Annotated in this window: 17 protein-coding genes; 10 read left to right on the top strand and 7 right to left on the bottom strand. The window is 55.6% G+C overall.

The annotated features are described in order from the left end of the window. Positions 1-465 precede the first annotated feature (465 nt). Both MY069_RS13995 and MY069_RS14000 read left to right on the top strand, forming a co-directional pair. Entirely contained in the window at positions 466-789 is a 324-nt protein-coding gene (locus MY069_RS13995; protein ID WP_482794403.1) for an ArsR/SmtB family transcription factor, read from the top strand. Continuing rightward, positions 786-1,223, top strand: coding sequence for a VOC family protein (locus tag MY069_RS14000; RefSeq protein WP_482794404.1), 438 nt, complete (start codon positions 786-788; stop codon positions 1,221-1,223). The genes MY069_RS13995 and MY069_RS14000 overlap by 4 nt, the downstream gene beginning before the upstream one ends. On the opposite strand, the gene MY069_RS14005 is transcribed toward MY069_RS14000, so the two are convergent. Then, on the bottom strand, positions 1,220-2,437 hold the full coding sequence (locus tag MY069_RS14005) for a saccharopine dehydrogenase family protein (protein ID WP_482794405.1): 1,218 nt from the start codon (positions 2,435-2,437) through the stop codon (positions 1,220-1,222). The genes MY069_RS14000 and MY069_RS14005 overlap by 4 nt on opposite strands. A gap of 202 nt (positions 2,438-2,639) precedes the next feature. On the opposite strand from MY069_RS14005, the gene argF reads away from it, so the two are divergent. Further along, positions 2,640-3,566: an ornithine carbamoyltransferase gene (gene argF / locus MY069_RS14010; RefSeq protein ID WP_482794406.1), complete on the top strand. Its 927-nt coding sequence runs from the start codon at positions 2,640-2,642 to the stop codon at positions 3,564-3,566. An 11-nt stretch (positions 3,567-3,577) separates the two neighbouring features. Further along, complete coding sequence (locus MY069_RS14015; RefSeq protein ID WP_482796713.1) at positions 3,578-4,030, top strand: YaiI/YqxD family protein; 453 nt, start codon at positions 3,578-3,580, stop codon at positions 4,028-4,030. Here the strand turns inward: MY069_RS14015 and MY069_RS14020 are convergent. Beyond that, positions 4,027-4,689, bottom strand: coding sequence for a hypothetical protein (locus tag MY069_RS14020; protein WP_482794407.1), 663 nt, complete (start codon positions 4,687-4,689; stop codon positions 4,027-4,029). The two genes, MY069_RS14015 and MY069_RS14020, sit on opposite strands and share 4 nt — an antisense overlap. Before the next feature lie 110 nt (positions 4,690-4,799). Between MY069_RS14020 and MY069_RS14025 the strand changes: the two genes are divergently transcribed. Both MY069_RS14025 and MY069_RS14030 read left to right on the top strand, forming a co-directional pair. Further along, positions 4,800-5,183, top strand: a complete 384-nt coding sequence (locus MY069_RS14025; RefSeq protein WP_482794408.1) for a fluoride efflux transporter FluC — start codon at positions 4,800-4,802, stop codon at positions 5,181-5,183. Next, entirely contained in the window at positions 5,180-6,181 is a 1,002-nt protein-coding gene (locus MY069_RS14030; RefSeq protein ID WP_482794409.1) for an RluA family pseudouridine synthase, read from the top strand. The genes MY069_RS14025 and MY069_RS14030 overlap by 4 nt, the downstream gene beginning before the upstream one ends. 9 nt (positions 6,182-6,190) lie before the next feature. Here the strand turns inward: MY069_RS14030 and MY069_RS14035 are convergent, their stop codons facing one another. Genes MY069_RS14035 through MY069_RS14045 form a run of 3 tightly spaced genes read right to left on the bottom strand, consistent with a single transcriptional unit; the run spans position 6,191 to position 8,689 of the window. After that, positions 6,191-6,823 (bottom strand): DUF6445 family protein, encoded by a 633-nt coding sequence (locus MY069_RS14035; protein ID WP_482794410.1) that lies wholly within the window; start codon positions 6,821-6,823, stop codon positions 6,191-6,193. Then, a complete protein-coding gene (locus tag MY069_RS14040; RefSeq protein WP_482794411.1) occupies positions 6,823-7,725 on the bottom strand; it encodes an ABC transporter permease in 903 nt (300 codons plus the stop codon). Before MY069_RS14040 ends, MY069_RS14035 begins: the two co-directional genes overlap by 1 nt. Then, positions 7,718-8,689, bottom strand: coding sequence for an ABC transporter permease (locus MY069_RS14045; RefSeq protein ID WP_482794412.1), 972 nt, complete (start codon positions 8,687-8,689; stop codon positions 7,718-7,720). Before MY069_RS14045 ends, MY069_RS14040 begins: the two co-directional genes overlap by 8 nt. Before the next feature lie 126 nt (positions 8,690-8,815). On the opposite strand from MY069_RS14045, the gene MY069_RS14050 reads away from it, so the two are divergent. The 3 genes from MY069_RS14050 (at position 8,816) to MY069_RS14060 (ending at position 11,268) form a co-directional block, all read left to right on the top strand. Further along, on the top strand, positions 8,816-9,226 hold the full coding sequence (locus MY069_RS14050) for a protein tyrosine phosphatase family protein (protein ID WP_482794413.1): 411 nt from the start codon (positions 8,816-8,818) through the stop codon (positions 9,224-9,226). Positions 9,227-9,345: 119 nt separating this feature from the next. Beyond that, positions 9,346-10,281, top strand: a complete 936-nt coding sequence (locus MY069_RS14055; RefSeq protein ID WP_482794414.1) for a hypothetical protein — start codon at positions 9,346-9,348, stop codon at positions 10,279-10,281. A 75-nt stretch (positions 10,282-10,356) separates the two neighbouring features. Continuing rightward, positions 10,357-11,268, top strand: a complete 912-nt coding sequence (locus MY069_RS14060; protein WP_482794415.1) for an MBL fold metallo-hydrolase — start codon at positions 10,357-10,359, stop codon at positions 11,266-11,268. 387 nt (positions 11,269-11,655) lie between these two features. Here the strand turns inward: MY069_RS14060 and MY069_RS14065 are convergent, their stop codons facing one another. After that, entirely contained in the window at positions 11,656-12,537 is an 882-nt protein-coding gene (locus MY069_RS14065; protein ID WP_482794416.1) for a DUF1499 domain-containing protein, read from the bottom strand. Positions 12,538-12,618: 81 nt separating this feature from the next. Further along, positions 12,619-13,383 (bottom strand): hypothetical protein, encoded by a 765-nt coding sequence (locus MY069_RS14070; protein ID WP_482794417.1) that lies wholly within the window; start codon positions 13,381-13,383, stop codon positions 12,619-12,621. 130 nt (positions 13,384-13,513) lie between these two features. Between MY069_RS14070 and gltX the strand changes: the two genes are divergently transcribed. Then, entirely contained in the window at positions 13,514-14,851 is a 1,338-nt protein-coding gene (gene gltX / locus MY069_RS14075) for a glutamate--tRNA ligase (protein ID WP_482794418.1), read from the top strand. Positions 14,852-14,958 lie beyond the last annotated feature (107 nt).

A 14,958-nucleotide genomic window follows, 5' to 3' on the forward strand; every position in this document is an offset into this window, starting at 1 on the left:
ACGTTTCCACTTTCTCTCGGCCAATGCTCTTTTGTGATGAGACGATAGAGCGATTTCGGCTTGTCGTTTCTGTTCCACTAGGGCGCGAGCCTCGCGCATATTTTGCGGAATTGTCCCCCGATCCAATTCACGAATTTGGCCGGCAGACTCCAGATAACGAATAACTTTCCAGAACCAGTCATCTCGCTTAGACGGCGCGCGAAACTTGTGGTGCACGTAGGATAGTGGCTTGCCGCAACGGCCGCATTTCATGACCGTATCTCGGACAAATGTGCGCGACATCGCCACTTGGCATGTGGTGCACAAATACTTCACTCTCAGTGCGGTCATGTCCAAGTCTCCGCTGCCTAGAGTGCATCTTGGGATGGATGCCGTTCTTCAATCAAGTGCCGAATAAGCAATCCGAATTTTGTGGCATGACGAACCTGCACTTGATATATCTAAAAAACTAGATATATAGATGTTATGAACGATCACAGTGCAGCCTCTGCTTTCGCCGCCCTTGGGCATCCTAATCGGGTCGCGATCTTGCGTCTCTTAGTGCAAGCCGGGGCCAAAGGTTTGAGCGTGTCGCAAATGCGCACGCAGCTCAAAATCCCGGCCACGACCTTTGGCCATCATCTCAAAGCCATGGCCGAGGCCGACCTGATCCGGCAAAGCCGAGACGGCCGCTCGCTGATCTCAGTGGCGGACTATTCGGCGCTGCAATCGCTCATCGAATTTCTCATGGAAGACTGCTGCCGCGGCACGCTGTCTGTCCAAACTCAGCTTGAATTGGAGACCTCATGAAACGCCTACATGTACACATCAGCGCTGCCGATATGAACGCGACCAAACGCTATTACTCCGCCCTGTTTGGCCAGGCGCCGACCGTCGACGAGCCGGACTATATGAAATGGATGCTTGAGGACCCGAAGATCAATCTCGCGGTCAGTCAACGCGATGGTGCGACCCGCGGCGTGGATCACTTAGGCATCCAAGTTGAGAGCGATGATGAGCTCGAAGCGGTCAATGCTGCGCTGCTGGCCGCGGAACAGTCTACGTTGGCGGAACCCGGTGCACAGTGCTGCTACGCACAGTCGAACAAGCATTGGGCGAAAGACCCGCAAGGCGTCGTCTGGGAAATGTTCCACACGATGGATAGCATCCCGACCTATGGCCAGGATCTGCGCGACGAGATTCCGCACACACCGCTCGCCAAAGAGGCGGGGGGCTGCTGTTAAGTCTCCACCTCGAACAAATCGTCCTGCTTGCCGGTTGGCACATCAATCACGTGCCAAGGCAGGCCGCGTTTGGCGACGTCTTCGAGGAAGGGCTTGGCTGGGAATTGCTCGACATTGAACACGCCCGCACCGGACCATTCGCCTTTGAAGAACATGGCCGCACCCGAGACTGGCGGCACCCCGGTCGTATAGCTGACCGCTTGGGCTGAGACTTCTTTATTCGTCTGCGTATGGTCGCTGACATTATAGATCATCTTGGTCACCGGCTGGCCGTCTTTGGTGCCGCGCAGGATGACGCCGATCGAGGTCTTACCCGTATAACCCTCCGCCAGAGTGCTCGGCACGGGCAGCAAGTCTTTCAGGAATTCCATCGGGATAATGTCCATACCCTTGTGCTTGATCGGTTCGAGGCCGATCAGGCCGATCGATTTGAACACGTCCAAATGCTTGATGTACTCATCGCCAAAGGTCATCCAGAAGCGGATCTGTTTCAGGCCTTTGATATGTTTGACCAGGCTCTCTTCTTCCTCGTGATAGATGAGGTAAGACATTTTCGGGCCGACTTCGGGATAGTCGATTAGGGTTCGAATGGAGAGGGCTGGGATCTCGATCCACGCGCCATTTTTCCAATAACGCCCGTCCTGGGTCACTTCGCGCAGATTGATCTCTGGATTGAAATTGGTCGCGAAACTCTTGCCATGATCGCCCGCATTGCAGTCGACAATGTCGATATATTCGATCTCGTCGAGCAGACCCTCTTGCTGGGCATAGGCGCAATAGATGTTGGTACAGCCTGGGTCAAAACCGCAGCCGAGGATGGCGGTTAGACCCGCCTCTTTGAAACGCTCTTGATAGGCCCATTGCCAGTGATATTCGAATTTTGCGACATCGCGCGGCTCGTAATTCGCGGTGTCCATATAATGGGTCTTAGTGGCAAGACAGGCATCCATGATCGGCAAGTCTTGATAAGGCAGGGCCATATTGATCACGAGATCGGGTTTGACCTTTTCGATAAGGGCAATTGTCTCCTCGACATTATCGGCATCAACTTGCGCAATATCGATTGGCGTCTGGCACAATTTGGCGACGTTCTCGCACGAGACCAAACGGCGCGAAGCCAGTGTGATATGTTTGAACGTCTCGCGATCCATTGCGCATTTCTGCGCGACAACTGAGCCAGCCGCTCCGGCGCCGATAATCAACACTCGATCCATGTGCCTCAACCCTTTTTGCAAAGCCAAGTATTCGTATTTCTGCCTCTACTTGAGATGGACGCGGTTCGCTAGTTCAATTTCAGTCGCCTTAGAGGGAGGATTCTCCGGGCATTTCTGCAGATCACGCATGATCCATCTTTGAGTGGCGTTCGCCGCGGAAATAGGTTAAGAGCGCCGCTTTTCCGAGATTCCGGGGGAGCAAATGACCTATCGGCACTTCATCGATCTGTGGCAGCTTGAGGCAAGCGAACTGCGCGCCATCATGGACCAAGCCCATGCGATGAAACGCGCCCGACAAGGCTGGCCAAAGGGTAAAACCGATGCCGATGCGCCGCTCGCGGGCCATACAATGGCGATGATCTTTGAGAAGAACTCGACTCGGACACGGTTTAGCTTCGAAGCTGCGATGCGCCAGCTGGGCGGCGACTCAATCATCGCGACCGCCTCGGACATGCAACTCGGCCGCGGTGAGACGGTTGAAGACACCGCGCGCGTGCTCAGCCGCTATGTCGATATGGTGATGCTGCGCGCGAATAATCACAGCGATCTGGAAGTGTTTGCGGAAGCGGCGTCTGTGCCAGTGATCAATGGCCTGACCGACCGGTCGCATCCTTGCCAGATTTTGGCAGATCTTCAGACGCTTGAAGAATCTGGCCTCGATCTAAAAGGCGCGCGCCTCGCTTGGGTAGGCGACGGCAATAATGTTTGCTCCAGCTTCCTACACGCAGCGCCAAAATTTGGCTTTTCTTTCGCGATTGGAACGCCAGACCGGTATGCGCCGGATGATGAAGATGTTGAAATTGCGCGCCAGCTTCAAGGCCGCGTCGATCTCTACGAAACCGCCGAAGAAGCCGTTGCCGGTGCCGACGTTGTGATCACTGATACATTTGTCTCCATGGGCGACAAAGACGGGGAAGCGCGCCTTGCAGAACTCGACCCATATGCGGTCACCGACGAGCTGATGGATCTCGCGCAAGGCGGCGCTAAATTTTTGCACTGTTTGCCAGCCCATCGCGGCGAAGAGGTCGATGCAGAAGTCATTGACGGACCAAACTCGCTAGTCTGGGATGAGGCGGAAAACCGGCTTCATGTGCAGAAAGCGATCATGCGCTGGTGCCTCTACAAATAGTGGCGGGTCAGATCCAAATCTTGATCGATGCGGACGCCTGTCCGGTCAAAGATGAGACCTATAAAGTCGCCTTGCGCCATGAGGTGCCGGTGACTTTGGTTAGCAATAGCTTTCTGCGTGTACCACCGCATCCCTTGATCAAACATGTCACGGTTAGCGACGGGTTTGACGCCGCTGATGATCATGTGGTCGAACTGGCGCATGCCGCAAGTGTGGTGGTGACGGCGGATATCTTGCTGGCGGAGCGAGCTCTTAAGAAAGGCGCGATCGTGCTGGGGCCGAATGGCAAGCCGTTTACAGAAAACTCGATTGGCGGCGCTATTGCGACGCGCGCGATCATGGCTGATCTGCGCGCGGGCGGGGATCAAGTTGGCGGCGCAGCGCCGTTTTCAAAGGCTGATCGGTCGCGTTATCTGTCAGCACTTGATGAAGCGTTGAACCGTCTAAAGCGCCAAGCCCGCTAAGCTGGCTCCCGCGTCCGATCCGTGGCCCAAGCCAAAGCTGCCAAGAGGCTGAACGCGACAAGCGCCATGATCGCAAATTGCGGGATCGCTGGCGGATGATCGACCGGCAAGTGATTATAGACTTGCAGCGCCAGCATGAAGCCAATCAGCAGCCATGGGGCAAACCGTCCGACCGTGCCCTTTGGTTTAGTATGCGCGAGATAGAGCGCGCCGCCGATCAAGAGTAGGCCGATCTCCACGACTTGGGTCCAGAGCAAGCTGTTCCAAAGCCCCAGCCCGATTTTCGGGCCGCCAAACCACAGCGCTAAATCTGGGCCGTGTGCGATCAGATCTGTGAGCCAATGGCTGAATACCGCGAGCCCAATAATCACGCCCGCCGTCACGGCTTTGGCACCCTTTCGTAAAGCGGCGTAAAGCGCCCCAGCAGCGATCGCCCAAATCACGGCGGCCACGAGGGAATGGGTATAAGGCATATGATGTAAATCCAAGATCGAGGCTTCCATAAAGCCGGGTGCGACATCGAATTTTTCAATGCCGACTAGAACCAAACCAGCCCAGGCAAAGTCGACCAATTGCACGGCGACGAAAAGCTGCCACAGAGGAATTGCGGGTTTCACCGCCCGCGCCGCCAATGCGGCTCCATAGTGTCCGATGAACATATTGATTGCCTCCCAGAGGCGAGGATGCGAAGTGCAAGCGCCTGCGTCAATCCTATTCTGCCTCACTTGCTTCTCTTCCGCTCACTTCCGAAACCCACTAAGAGCCCCGAATGAACGGATTTCTTCTTGTTGCGATTGGCGGCGCGATTGGCGCTTCTATGCGCTATGGCGTTGGCTTGGCGTTTACCGAGCATGGCGGCGTGTCTGGTGCCTGGGCGACGCTGTTTGTGAATGTCGCGGGCAGCTTCATTCTCGGTGCGATGATGGGCTGGTTTACCAGCCGCGAGCCTGTCCTCGAAAACACGCTTTGGTTGCTGGTCGGGGTCGGGATGATGGGGGCGTTTACGACTTTCTCTGCTTTCTCTCGCGACACGGTCCATATGTTTATGACCGGCGAGCTGATGAAAGGCGTGGTGTTTGCCGGACTGAATATGGTCGGCGCTTTGGCCGCTTTCACGGCTGGGCTCTTAGCGTTGAAAAGGCTGCTGGCATGAGCCGACAAGTCATCACAGAAATTGTCTCCGAAAAAGAAGGCGGCGTGCGGCTTGATCGCTGGGTGAAGCGGCGCATGCCGATGACCCAGGGCGAACTTGGAAAGCTTCTCCGGACCGGTCAGATTCGCGTCGATGGCGCGCGTGCGAAAGCCAATACACGGCTCGAAGCGGGCATGTCGGTGCGGCTGCCGCCTTTCGCATCGAAGATGGCGAAAGACGCTAATGCGCCATGGAGTGCGCCAACTCAGCCAAATGCAAAAGCGCTGGCGTTCCTAAAGCCGCTCATCCTGCATGAGGATGATGAGATGTTCGTGCTCAACAAACCAGCCGGCATTGCTGTGCAAGGAGGCACGGGGCAGGGCGGACGCCATATCGATGGCATGTTGGACGCGCTGTCAGATGGCGAGCATCGGCCGAGGCTGGTGCACCGGCTCGACAAAGCAACCTCAGGTCTGTTGCTGATTGCGAAACACCCGAATGGAGCTTCACGGCTCGGGAACCTATTCCACTCGCGCGATATGGAGAAAACCTATTGGGCAGTGACGGTCGGTGTGCCGCATCCGCCGGCGGGACAGCTCCGATCTTGGATGCGCAAGGGCGTGGATGAAGACGGACGCGAGCGCATGATTTTGGGCGCCCATGGCGATAAAGTCTCGAAACACGCGATTACTGATTATGTCACGGTATCCACCGCCGCGCGCCGGGCAGCTTGGGTGGCGCTGAAACCGTCGACTGGCCGCATGCATCAATTGCGCTTTCACATGCACGAGCTTGGCACCAGCATCCTAGGCGATGACAAATACGAAACCCGCCGCGAGGTGCCGCAAGGCGTCGCTAGGGGCTTGCACCTGCACGCGCGCGCGATGGTGATCCCGCGCAAATCCGGCAAACCCTTGACGGTTCAGGCGCCCTTGTCCGGGACAATGAAGCAGACGTTTGAAACTTTAGGCTTTTTGGAAAGCGAAGCTGGGCGGGATCCTTTGGACCTATTTGTCTAAGCTACAGATCTATTTCTGCTGCGGCTGCAAGTTCGGATTGGCGAAGAAAAGCGGGATGATCAAGCGCGCATTTTCAGGCGTCGTCCCGAAGGAAACCCCAGCGTCATGCCAGAGATAGCCGCGGAACAAGACAAGGCGGTTGAACTTCATCGGCACCATCATCGTCTCCGTCCACTTTGATGCGTCATAGATGTCCTGGCTAAGGATCTCGTTCATCGCGGTCTTTGCGTCCGCATAGCCGGCTTTCTCCGCCATGCCAGGCCAAACGGGTGCCATGTCCCAGCCAGTGGGATTGTGTTTGAAGAAATGCGTACCGCCTTGGCAATGCTCGTCCGGCGTTAGGTAGAGAATGCCCGACCAATGAAAATTGTCGATATGGACATGGGAACTGCTCGTGTCCCCAGCTTTGGCAAGGCGCGGAATTCCGTGTGAAGAGCGTGGCGCCGGAACCGGTTTTAGTGGCTCGTGTACGATACTGCTCACCATCTCTTCCACACCTGGAAAGGCGAGTGCTTGGCTGGCGTTTCGGCCTGGATAATTCACGCCTTCCGGACGCGGCGGATAAGTCAATGAGAGGGCGTGATTGCGCACCGCGACGGGGTCACCGACAAAGTCATCGATGATGAAATGCGTCAGGTGCATTAGCGCTCTTTCGGATCCAATGCGTCGCGCAAGCCATCGCCGATAAAGTTCAAGCAAAGCAGAGTAATCATCATGGTGAGTGCCGGCGCGAGCAGCATCCAGGGTTTGTCCTGCATCTCTTTGGCGCCATCTGAAATCAATACGCCGAGGGAGGTGAGCGGCTCATTCACGCCGAGTCCAAGGAAAGACAAGAAGCTCTCTGCTAGAATTACCACCGGAATGGTCAGGGTGACATAGACCGCCACTGGTCCCACCACGTTTGGTAGAATGTGGCGGCGAATAATGGTGAAGAAGGGAACGCCCGTCGCGCGGGCCGCCTCGATATATTCCATATTCTTGATGGCGAGCGTTTGGCCGCGAACGATCCGGCTCATCGTAAGCCACTCGACCGCGCCGATCGCAGCGAAGATCAGAATGATGTTCCGGCCAAACACCGTGAGCAGTAGGATGACGAAGAAGATGAATGGCATCGCATAAAGCACATCGACAAACCGCATCATGATATTGTCGACCCGTCCGCCAACAAATCCAGCGACGGCCCCCCAAGTGACGCCAATGATCAATGAAACGATTGTGGCGACAAGCCCGACGGCCAGCGAAATGCGCAGACCAATCATCAAGCGGGCCAAGCTGTCGCGACCCTGTGTGTCGGTGCCGAGTAAATGCAAGTTCTCAAATGTCGGGGCGAGTTCAACATTCGCTGAAATCGTTCTGTAATCGTGGACCCAAAAGAACGGGCCGACGACGGCGAACAGCACCATCACGCCGAGAATCCACATTGAAGCAACGGCAGCTTTGTTTCGGAACAAGCGCGCTTTGGCATCGTCCCACAGGGAACGCCCGCCCTGAATGGCGGTTTCAACCGCCTCCTTACGGCCTGTCAGATCCATTGTGTCAGTCATATTTCACCTTCGGATCAAGCAGGGCGTAAAGGATGTCTGCGATCAGATTGAACAGCACGATCAGCGTCGCATAGATGATCAGAGCGCCCATCACGAGCGTGTAGTCGCGATTGATCGCGCCATCGACAAAGTATGATCCCATGCCGGGCAGTCCGAATATGCGCTCAATCACCAGCGATCCCGTCATCACGCGCGCCATGGCCGGGCCAACATAAGACACCAGCGGCAAGATCGCTGATGGCAGTGCATGTTTCATCACCACATCACGCTCGCTCAGTCCTTTGGCGCGAGCGGTTCGGATATGGCCTGAACGCATGGTTTCAATCACGCTCGCCCGCATCAGGCGCGAGATGATCGCAATCTGAGGCAGGGCCAGTGTGATCACCGGCAGCGTCATATTGTGAAAACTCATCCCGATATTTGGGTAAGTTCCAAGGCCGCCCACGGCGAAGATCCCAAACGTCAGCGCGAAGAGCAGGATCAGTAGCGGGCCCGTGACAAAGGTCGGGATCGAAATTCCCGCCATTGCAAAACCCATAACGGAATAATCGCCAGCTGTGTTTTGGCGCAGACCTGCGAATATTCCCATTGCCGTGCCGACGACAATCGCCAGTGAAATTGACAAAAAGCCAATTGCGAGGCTGATCGGCAGACCATCCGCGATGAGGTCATTCACGCTCTTGCCAAGGGTTTTCATGCTGGGCCCGAAGTCGAGCTGAGCAACCCCCCAAAGATAGTCTGTGTATTGCTGCCAGAGCGGCTTATCGAGACCGAATTTCGCGTTAAGAGCCGCCTCGGTCGCGGCATTGAGCTTACGCTCGCCATCGAAAGGTCCGCCTGGCGCCATTCGCATCATGAAAAACGCGACGGTGATGATTAGAAGAAGGGTCGGAATAGCAATGAGCAGACGGCGCGCCGTATCGGCCCAAGGAATTCTCGAAAGTGTACGCTGCAGGGCTGACACTGAGTCGGGCTCCTCGAGAGGTATGTGTAATTGAATCAACACTCGGGGCTTGGCAGCCCCGACAACACTTCTTACGTTCACGTCCAAAGAGGCAAAGTCAACGCCCATCTACACCGGAGTTATGGAATGGTCGAAATACGCAAAGTCACAGACGGTTTTGCAGTCGCCCCCCAAATTGATGAAGCTGATGTCCAGGTGATTGCAGACGCTGGTTTCAAAACGCTGATTGCGAACCGTCCTGATGGTGAAGGCGGGGTCGAACAGCCGCGTATGGGCAATATTCGCAAACAGGCTGAGGCGTTGGGATTGGCCTTTGTCGCGATTCCGTTTTCTGGCGCGCCCACGCCGGATATTCTAGAGCGTTACAATGCGGCTTTGGCCGAGGCGCCGGCGCCGGTATTGGCCTATTGTCGCACTGGAACCCGCTCGATCACAGCTTGGGCGATGACCCATGCAGGTCAGGGCATGGCGGATGAAATCGTCGACGCTGCTGCAGGTGCAGGCTATGATCTTTCGGCGTTGAAACCGCTCTTATAACAAGGGCGTCACTTGATTGTGAGCACTTATTCACTTCCGCTGATCGAAAGAGCTTGCTAGCCTCTGTTAAGCATGCGATCCACCAGAAAAGCGCCGAATTGACGGCTGAGGAGTAAAGTATGTCACGAAACTGGTTGGCAGACTTTAAATATGAAGATGGCGCCTGGCTGGTCAAAAAGACTGGGCACCGCGTTCCGGCGACTCGCGAGCTCGCGAACGACATCTTCACCTGGCTGACCTTCTACACGCTCGCACAATCCTGGCGCTCATGGCGACGGATTACCGGACATAAACGTCCAACAATCGCATTTTATCCTGAAAAACCAAGACCTTGGTACCATATCTGGCCGGTCATGCATGCCTCGGGCGCAAAACTGATTTCAGACACCAGCATTGCCGACATCGTCTTCCAATTTGATGATTCGACTGAGACGGATCACACCCCGCCGGTCACCAAACCCGGCGCCAAATTGGTCAATTTTGGTTGCAAAGACATTTCCAAATCCAATGTGGCGGCTGCGTTTGAGCGGGCCGCTGGATATAGCCTTGCCGTTGATCCGACAGTCTTTACCGGCACGATGGTCGAAAAGTCTGAAAAGAATGCCTGCCATGATGGCCGGATCTTGGAAGGTCCACTGGCCGAGCCGCTAGCTGACAAGACGTATCAAGTGCTGGTCGACAATGAAATTCCGGGCGGACTGATCGAAGATCTGCGTTGCTGCATTTGCGGCGGCGAGCCCGCCGTCGTGTTCCGCAAGCGCCGCGCAATCGGCCGACGCTTCCTCAACGAGAATACTGAAGTTCTGCTCGACTCGCCGCAGAACTGTTACTCTGACGATGAAATTCGCGTGATATCACGATTTGCTGATGAGATCGGTCTGGAATGGGGCGGCGTCGACGTGCTACGCGACAATGCGTCGGGACGAATCTACATCGTCGACGCGAACAAAACCGATATGGGCCCACCGGTCGCCCTCAAGCTTGGCGACAAGTTGAAGTCGACCCGCCGCATGGCCAAAGCCTTTGTCGCTGCGTTCGCGCCGAAACGTAAGTAGTTTGCCTGACTTGTGAAATCAGGGCAGATATGTCCACGACAAAAACAAGAAGAAACTCAAAGCAGCATTACTCCCATGGCAATACCTTTTGTGCGTGAAATTGAATTCGAATATGGCAAAGTGGAGCAGGTTTCTCCGCTCCTGCGCCGTGTCGTCGCGAATAATCCAGGTCCGTTCACCTATGTCGGAACCGGCGTCTATATCGTCGGGCATGGCGAAGTTGCGGTGATCGATCCCGGCCCGAACACTAAAGAGCACTTTGACGCGCTGAAAGCGGCGCTTGAAGGCGAGACAGTCAAATATGTTCTGGTGACGCATGGTCACTCTGATCATTCGCCTTTGGCCAAGCCATTGGCCGATTGGGCAGGCTGTAAAGTCTATGCCAAAGGCTGCGGCGAGCCGACCGCTAAAGGCGAGCTGGGCAGCGAAGACGATCCGGGCTTCACACCCGATGAATGCACCTGCGATGGTGACTTGTTCGAAGGTCCCGGCTGGACCCTGGAGACGATCGAAACGCCAGGTCACACGACCAATCATATCTGTTTCGGTCTGAAAGAAGAGAATGCTTGTTTGAGCGGCGATCATATCATGGGCTGGTCGACGACAATTGTTGCGCCGCCAGATGGCAATATGGCTGATTATTTCGACAGCCTCGATAAAATTGAAGACCGCGGCTTCGATATTCTTTGGCCAACCCACGGCTCTCCGATTGAAGGCAAAGCCTTTGTGAAAGAGTTCATCCAAGCCTATCGCCAGCATCGCCAAGATCGCGAAGACGGGGTGATTGCGCAAATGAAAGCGGGCGAAACCGCAATCCCTGACATGGTCAAAGCCATGTATGTCGGGCTCGAAGAACGCTTGTTTCCTGCCGCTTGCATGAGCTTGCTCGGTCATATGTTCAAACTGATCGAAGAAGGACGCGTCACCGCAAGCGATGCGCGTCCAGTTGTTCAAAGCGAGTTTCGGTTGACGAAAGTCGACGCTTAGAGCGTGTGCATATCCCGGATATTGAGTCAGCGACTGTTATTCTGGAAGATGTGGACGCTCTGATCGTGTCAGCTTTCGGCGTCGGAGCGGACGAAAGAATGAAAATCCTTCTTTGAGCCTCATCCTGAGCGAAGTCGAAGGACGAGGCGGGCTTCTGGGAAGCACGACCCTTTATCCTTCGACTTCGCTCAGGATGAGGGCCTGAGACTCGCGTGTCCGCGTTTGACCCATAGAAGACATGTTGTGAAACAAACTTAAACCAGAGGCATTTTTAAGTCACTTCACCGCTTCCGGCTCGGACATGATCGCGGGGAGCAATGCGCCTCCCAAAAAAAGCCCGCACCCTGCTGGGGTACGGGCTTTGTGTCGGTGATAATAGGCTTGCCTCTAAGGCGCGCGGCGGCCTTGGGCGCGGTCTTCGAGTTCAACCATCAAGCCATAAACCCGGGTCGAGTTGGCGCCTAGATCGGATAGGCCGACGCGGCTGGTGGAACGAATATCGACGGCTGTGGCGCCATTCGCAGCGCGGAGGCGTATTGCGACATCGTCTTTAAAGCCAAACCAGCCAGATGTGGCGATTGCTTCGATTTGAACTTGATCGCCGGTGAGTGTTTCGGGTTCTAGGATATCCCAGCCTTTGCGGTCCATGATCTGTTCGGCAATGGCGGCCACTTCTTGTGGGGATTGGCTGAAATAAAGCGTTTCCATCTTCGGATAGACGGTCCCTTTTCCGGCCTCTTTAGCTTCTGCTTCTTCCTGAATTTCTGACACAAGACGACCCGCGGTGCCGGGCCAGCGCTCTTCGGCATAATCAGGAACGGTTGGCGCATCGAGCACGGGGTTGGTTTCGCCTTGGGCGGTGCGATCGGCCATCAAAGCTTCGCTAAACTGAATGGGATCATCCCAATTGGTTTGGATATCGTGCAGCGGCGGCAGGGCCCCAGCTTGCGCCCCAAGGCCGGCGAGGCGGAACATGCAAAACGCGGCAATAAGCGTGGCGGCAAGCGCGAGAATAAAGGCCTGTTTCCGAGGCGCTTTAATCAGTGCGATGACTTGGGCGATGATAGACAGACCAAGCGCGAGCATCGCAATGCCGGGACCAATCCCAATCGTCATTTGTCCAAGTCCAACCTGCCAAGGCCAGAGACCAAACTTCGTGCCGAGCGCGGCAATGGCAAACCAAAGCACGGTGAAAATTGAAACCGCGAGCGCGAAAATCGCGACTTTCATCCGCCAGCCTGCTTTAGGGGTATCTACCGCGTCGCTCATGGGGTGCCTCCTCTATCCCGGTAGGAGCGAGATAGACCATAATCGCGGGCAAGGAAATCATTTGCGCAGCGCCGAGCGCGATTAAGGAAGATCAGCGGCCTCTGCGAAGCCGGTATATTCATACGGCTCAACGCCTGGCGCCCCTATGGCGTCTTCATAGAGGACCCAAGCTCGCGTTTTTTCTGCATCGTCACAGGTCACCTTAACCCATTCTTGATCCTCAGGCCCCTGCTCAAACACCGTCGATTGGGGAAGATCTGCTTCGTTCATTTCATACTGAACGCCGTCTTTCTCGGCGATGAAAAAGCCTTCCGCGAGATAACTTTTATAAACTAGTTGATCACCGGTTGTGAGGGTTAGCTCCTCTTCGCCATCCCCGACCAGTACGTTGATCGTCACGTCTTCTTTAATCGTGAACGTGGTTGGGAAGACCATTGAAACATATTCGACCTGGTCGGCATTATTGCGGTCTCGGTTCCACGGGCTGTAGGTCGCTTTGTGCGGGAGGCCGCAATAGATGGGCGGATAGACCTCAAACGTAATGGTTTCATGTCCCATCACCGTGACGCCTTCTTGGGTGACCGAAAAAGCGGATGGATATTCGCCCGACCAATAGAGCTGCATTTCCCAGCCATCAGGATAGCCAATGGTTGGGATATCTTCCGGAGAGGCTTGCGTCTCAGGATCGGCTTCAGAGACTGGCGTTTCGGGATCGGCCGAAACGTCCGATTCTGTCTCGACCACTGTGTCTGGCACCTTTGTCTCGGGGGCGGGATCCGTATTTGACGGACTGCAGGCGGTTAAGACCAAACCGGCCGACGCGGCGTATATGACAGTCCGGATCATGATTTCCTCGCTTTTCTTTAGATTCGTGGTGCGCGGACTCGACCCTTGCTGTCAATTGTGGCGGCAATGACTTGGCATTTGAGGCGTTTTCGTGTGGAAGGAGCGCTTCGAATTCACTAAGGCTTCTGCCATGACCAAACCTATCGTTCGCTTCGCGCCCTCGCCAACTGGCAACTTGCACGTTGGCAATGTTCGTACCGCATTGATCAACTGGCTTTTTGCGACCGGGCAGGGCGGGACATTTATCCTGCGGATTGATGATACCGACCTTGAGCGCTCAACGGCGGCCTATGAGCAAGGCATTAAAGACGACCTCACTTGGCTCGGGCTCACATGGGGCGATACGTTCAAACAGTCCGAGCGGTTCGATCAATATGACGCGGCAGCTGACAAACTACGCGACATGGGCTTGCTGTATGCCTGTTATGAGACCGCTGATGAGCTCGACCGCCAGCGTAAGCTGCAACGCGCACGCGGCAAGCCGCCAATCTATAATCGCGCGGGCCTCAACCTCACCGATGATGAGAAAGCCGCGTTCGAAGCTGAAGGGCGCAAACCCCATTGGCGGTTTAAACTGAGCGGTGAGCGGGTGATCTGGAATGATCTGGTTCGAGGCGAGCAAGCGATTGAGACCAGCAGTCTCTCAGATCCGGTCTTAATCCGTGCCGATGGCTCCTACCTCTACACGCTGCCCAGCTGCGTCGATGATATCGAAGCAGGGATAACTCATGTTGTGCGCGGCGAAGACCATGTGACCAATTCCGGGGCGCAAATTGAGATCTTCAAAGCCCTCGGCGGCACCGCCCCGGCCATGGCGCACACACCGCTTCTAGTCGGCGCAGATGGCGCCAGCCTATCAAAACGCCTCGGCTCGCTTGGAATGGGCGAGTTACGCAATCAAGGCATCGAGCCTTTGGCGATTTGCTCGCTGCTCGCCAAACTCGGTACCAGCGACAATGTCGAAATTCGCGAGTCGCTTGCCCAACTCGCGGATGAGTTTGATTTCGGTAAAATTGGCCGGGCGCCTGCGCGGTTTGATGAAGCAGATCTGGCCTCGCTTAATGCCGCCATCACACACAATATGTCTTATGCCGACGCCGAAGCGAGATTGGCCGCGGTCGATCCGCTTGCTGCAAATGAAGCGTTTTGGATGCTCGTGCGCGAAAACTGCGCGACGATTGAAGATGCTGCGCGCTTTGTCCCGGTCGCGTTTGGGGACATCACGCCGGTCATTGATGCGGAAGACAAAGATTTCATCACAGAGGCAGCGCGTTTGCTTCCTGAAGGCGAGCTTACAGCAGAGACCTGGGGCGCTTGGACATCTGCCCTGAAAGCGGAAACTGGCCGCAAAGGCAAAGGCCTGTTCATGCCCTTGCGCAAAGCGCTCACCGGTATGGAGCGCGGGCCGAGCGTGGGCGAAATGCTGGTTCTGATGGGCCGAGACCGCGCCTTAAGCCGACTGGGATAGGGCGATATTGACATTTCGATTGTCATTTTTATCCCTGTTTTGGATAAAAATGACGCGATCGGATCCGACAGTGGCCAGCTGCAATTTTGTAGTGATACCTTTCTCCG

The sequence above is a fragment of the Hyphomonas sp. ske169 genome, from assembly GCF_056850855.1.

Coding starts and splice junctions, on each gene's coding strand:
- MY069_RS14005 (WP_482794405.1), bottom strand. CDS start 2,437: ATGGATCGAGTGTTGATTATCGGCGCCGGAGCGGCTGGCTCAGTTGTC.
- MY069_RS14065 (WP_482794416.1), bottom strand. CDS start 12,537: ATGAGCGACGCGGTAGATACCCCTAAAGCAGGCTGGCGGATGAAAGTC.
- MY069_RS14025 (WP_482794408.1), top strand. CDS start 4,800: ATGAACGGATTTCTTCTTGTTGCGATTGGCGGCGCGATTGGCGCTTCT.
- MY069_RS14000 (WP_482794404.1), top strand. CDS start 786: ATGAAACGCCTACATGTACACATCAGCGCTGCCGATATGAACGCGACC.
- MY069_RS14050 (WP_482794413.1), top strand. CDS start 8,816: ATGGTCGAAATACGCAAAGTCACAGACGGTTTTGCAGTCGCCCCCCAA.
- MY069_RS14035 (WP_482794410.1), bottom strand. CDS start 6,823: ATGCACCTGACGCATTTCATCATCGATGACTTTGTCGGTGACCCCGTC.
- MY069_RS13995 (WP_482794403.1), top strand. CDS start 466: ATGAACGATCACAGTGCAGCCTCTGCTTTCGCCGCCCTTGGGCATCCT.
- argF (WP_482794406.1), top strand. CDS start 2,640: ATGACCTATCGGCACTTCATCGATCTGTGGCAGCTTGAGGCAAGCGAA.
- gltX (WP_482794418.1), top strand. CDS start 13,514: ATGACCAAACCTATCGTTCGCTTCGCGCCCTCGCCAACTGGCAACTTG.
- MY069_RS14070 (WP_482794417.1), bottom strand. CDS start 13,383: ATGATCCGGACTGTCATATACGCCGCGTCGGCCGGTTTGGTCTTAACC.
- MY069_RS14055 (WP_482794414.1), top strand. CDS start 9,346: ATGTCACGAAACTGGTTGGCAGACTTTAAATATGAAGATGGCGCCTGG.
- MY069_RS14030 (WP_482794409.1), top strand. CDS start 5,180: ATGAGCCGACAAGTCATCACAGAAATTGTCTCCGAAAAAGAAGGCGGC.
- MY069_RS14020 (WP_482794407.1), bottom strand. CDS start 4,689: ATGTTCATCGGACACTATGGAGCCGCATTGGCGGCGCGGGCGGTGAAA.
- MY069_RS14040 (WP_482794411.1), bottom strand. CDS start 7,725: ATGACTGACACAATGGATCTGACAGGCCGTAAGGAGGCGGTTGAAACC.
- MY069_RS14060 (WP_482794415.1), top strand. CDS start 10,357: ATGGCAATACCTTTTGTGCGTGAAATTGAATTCGAATATGGCAAAGTG.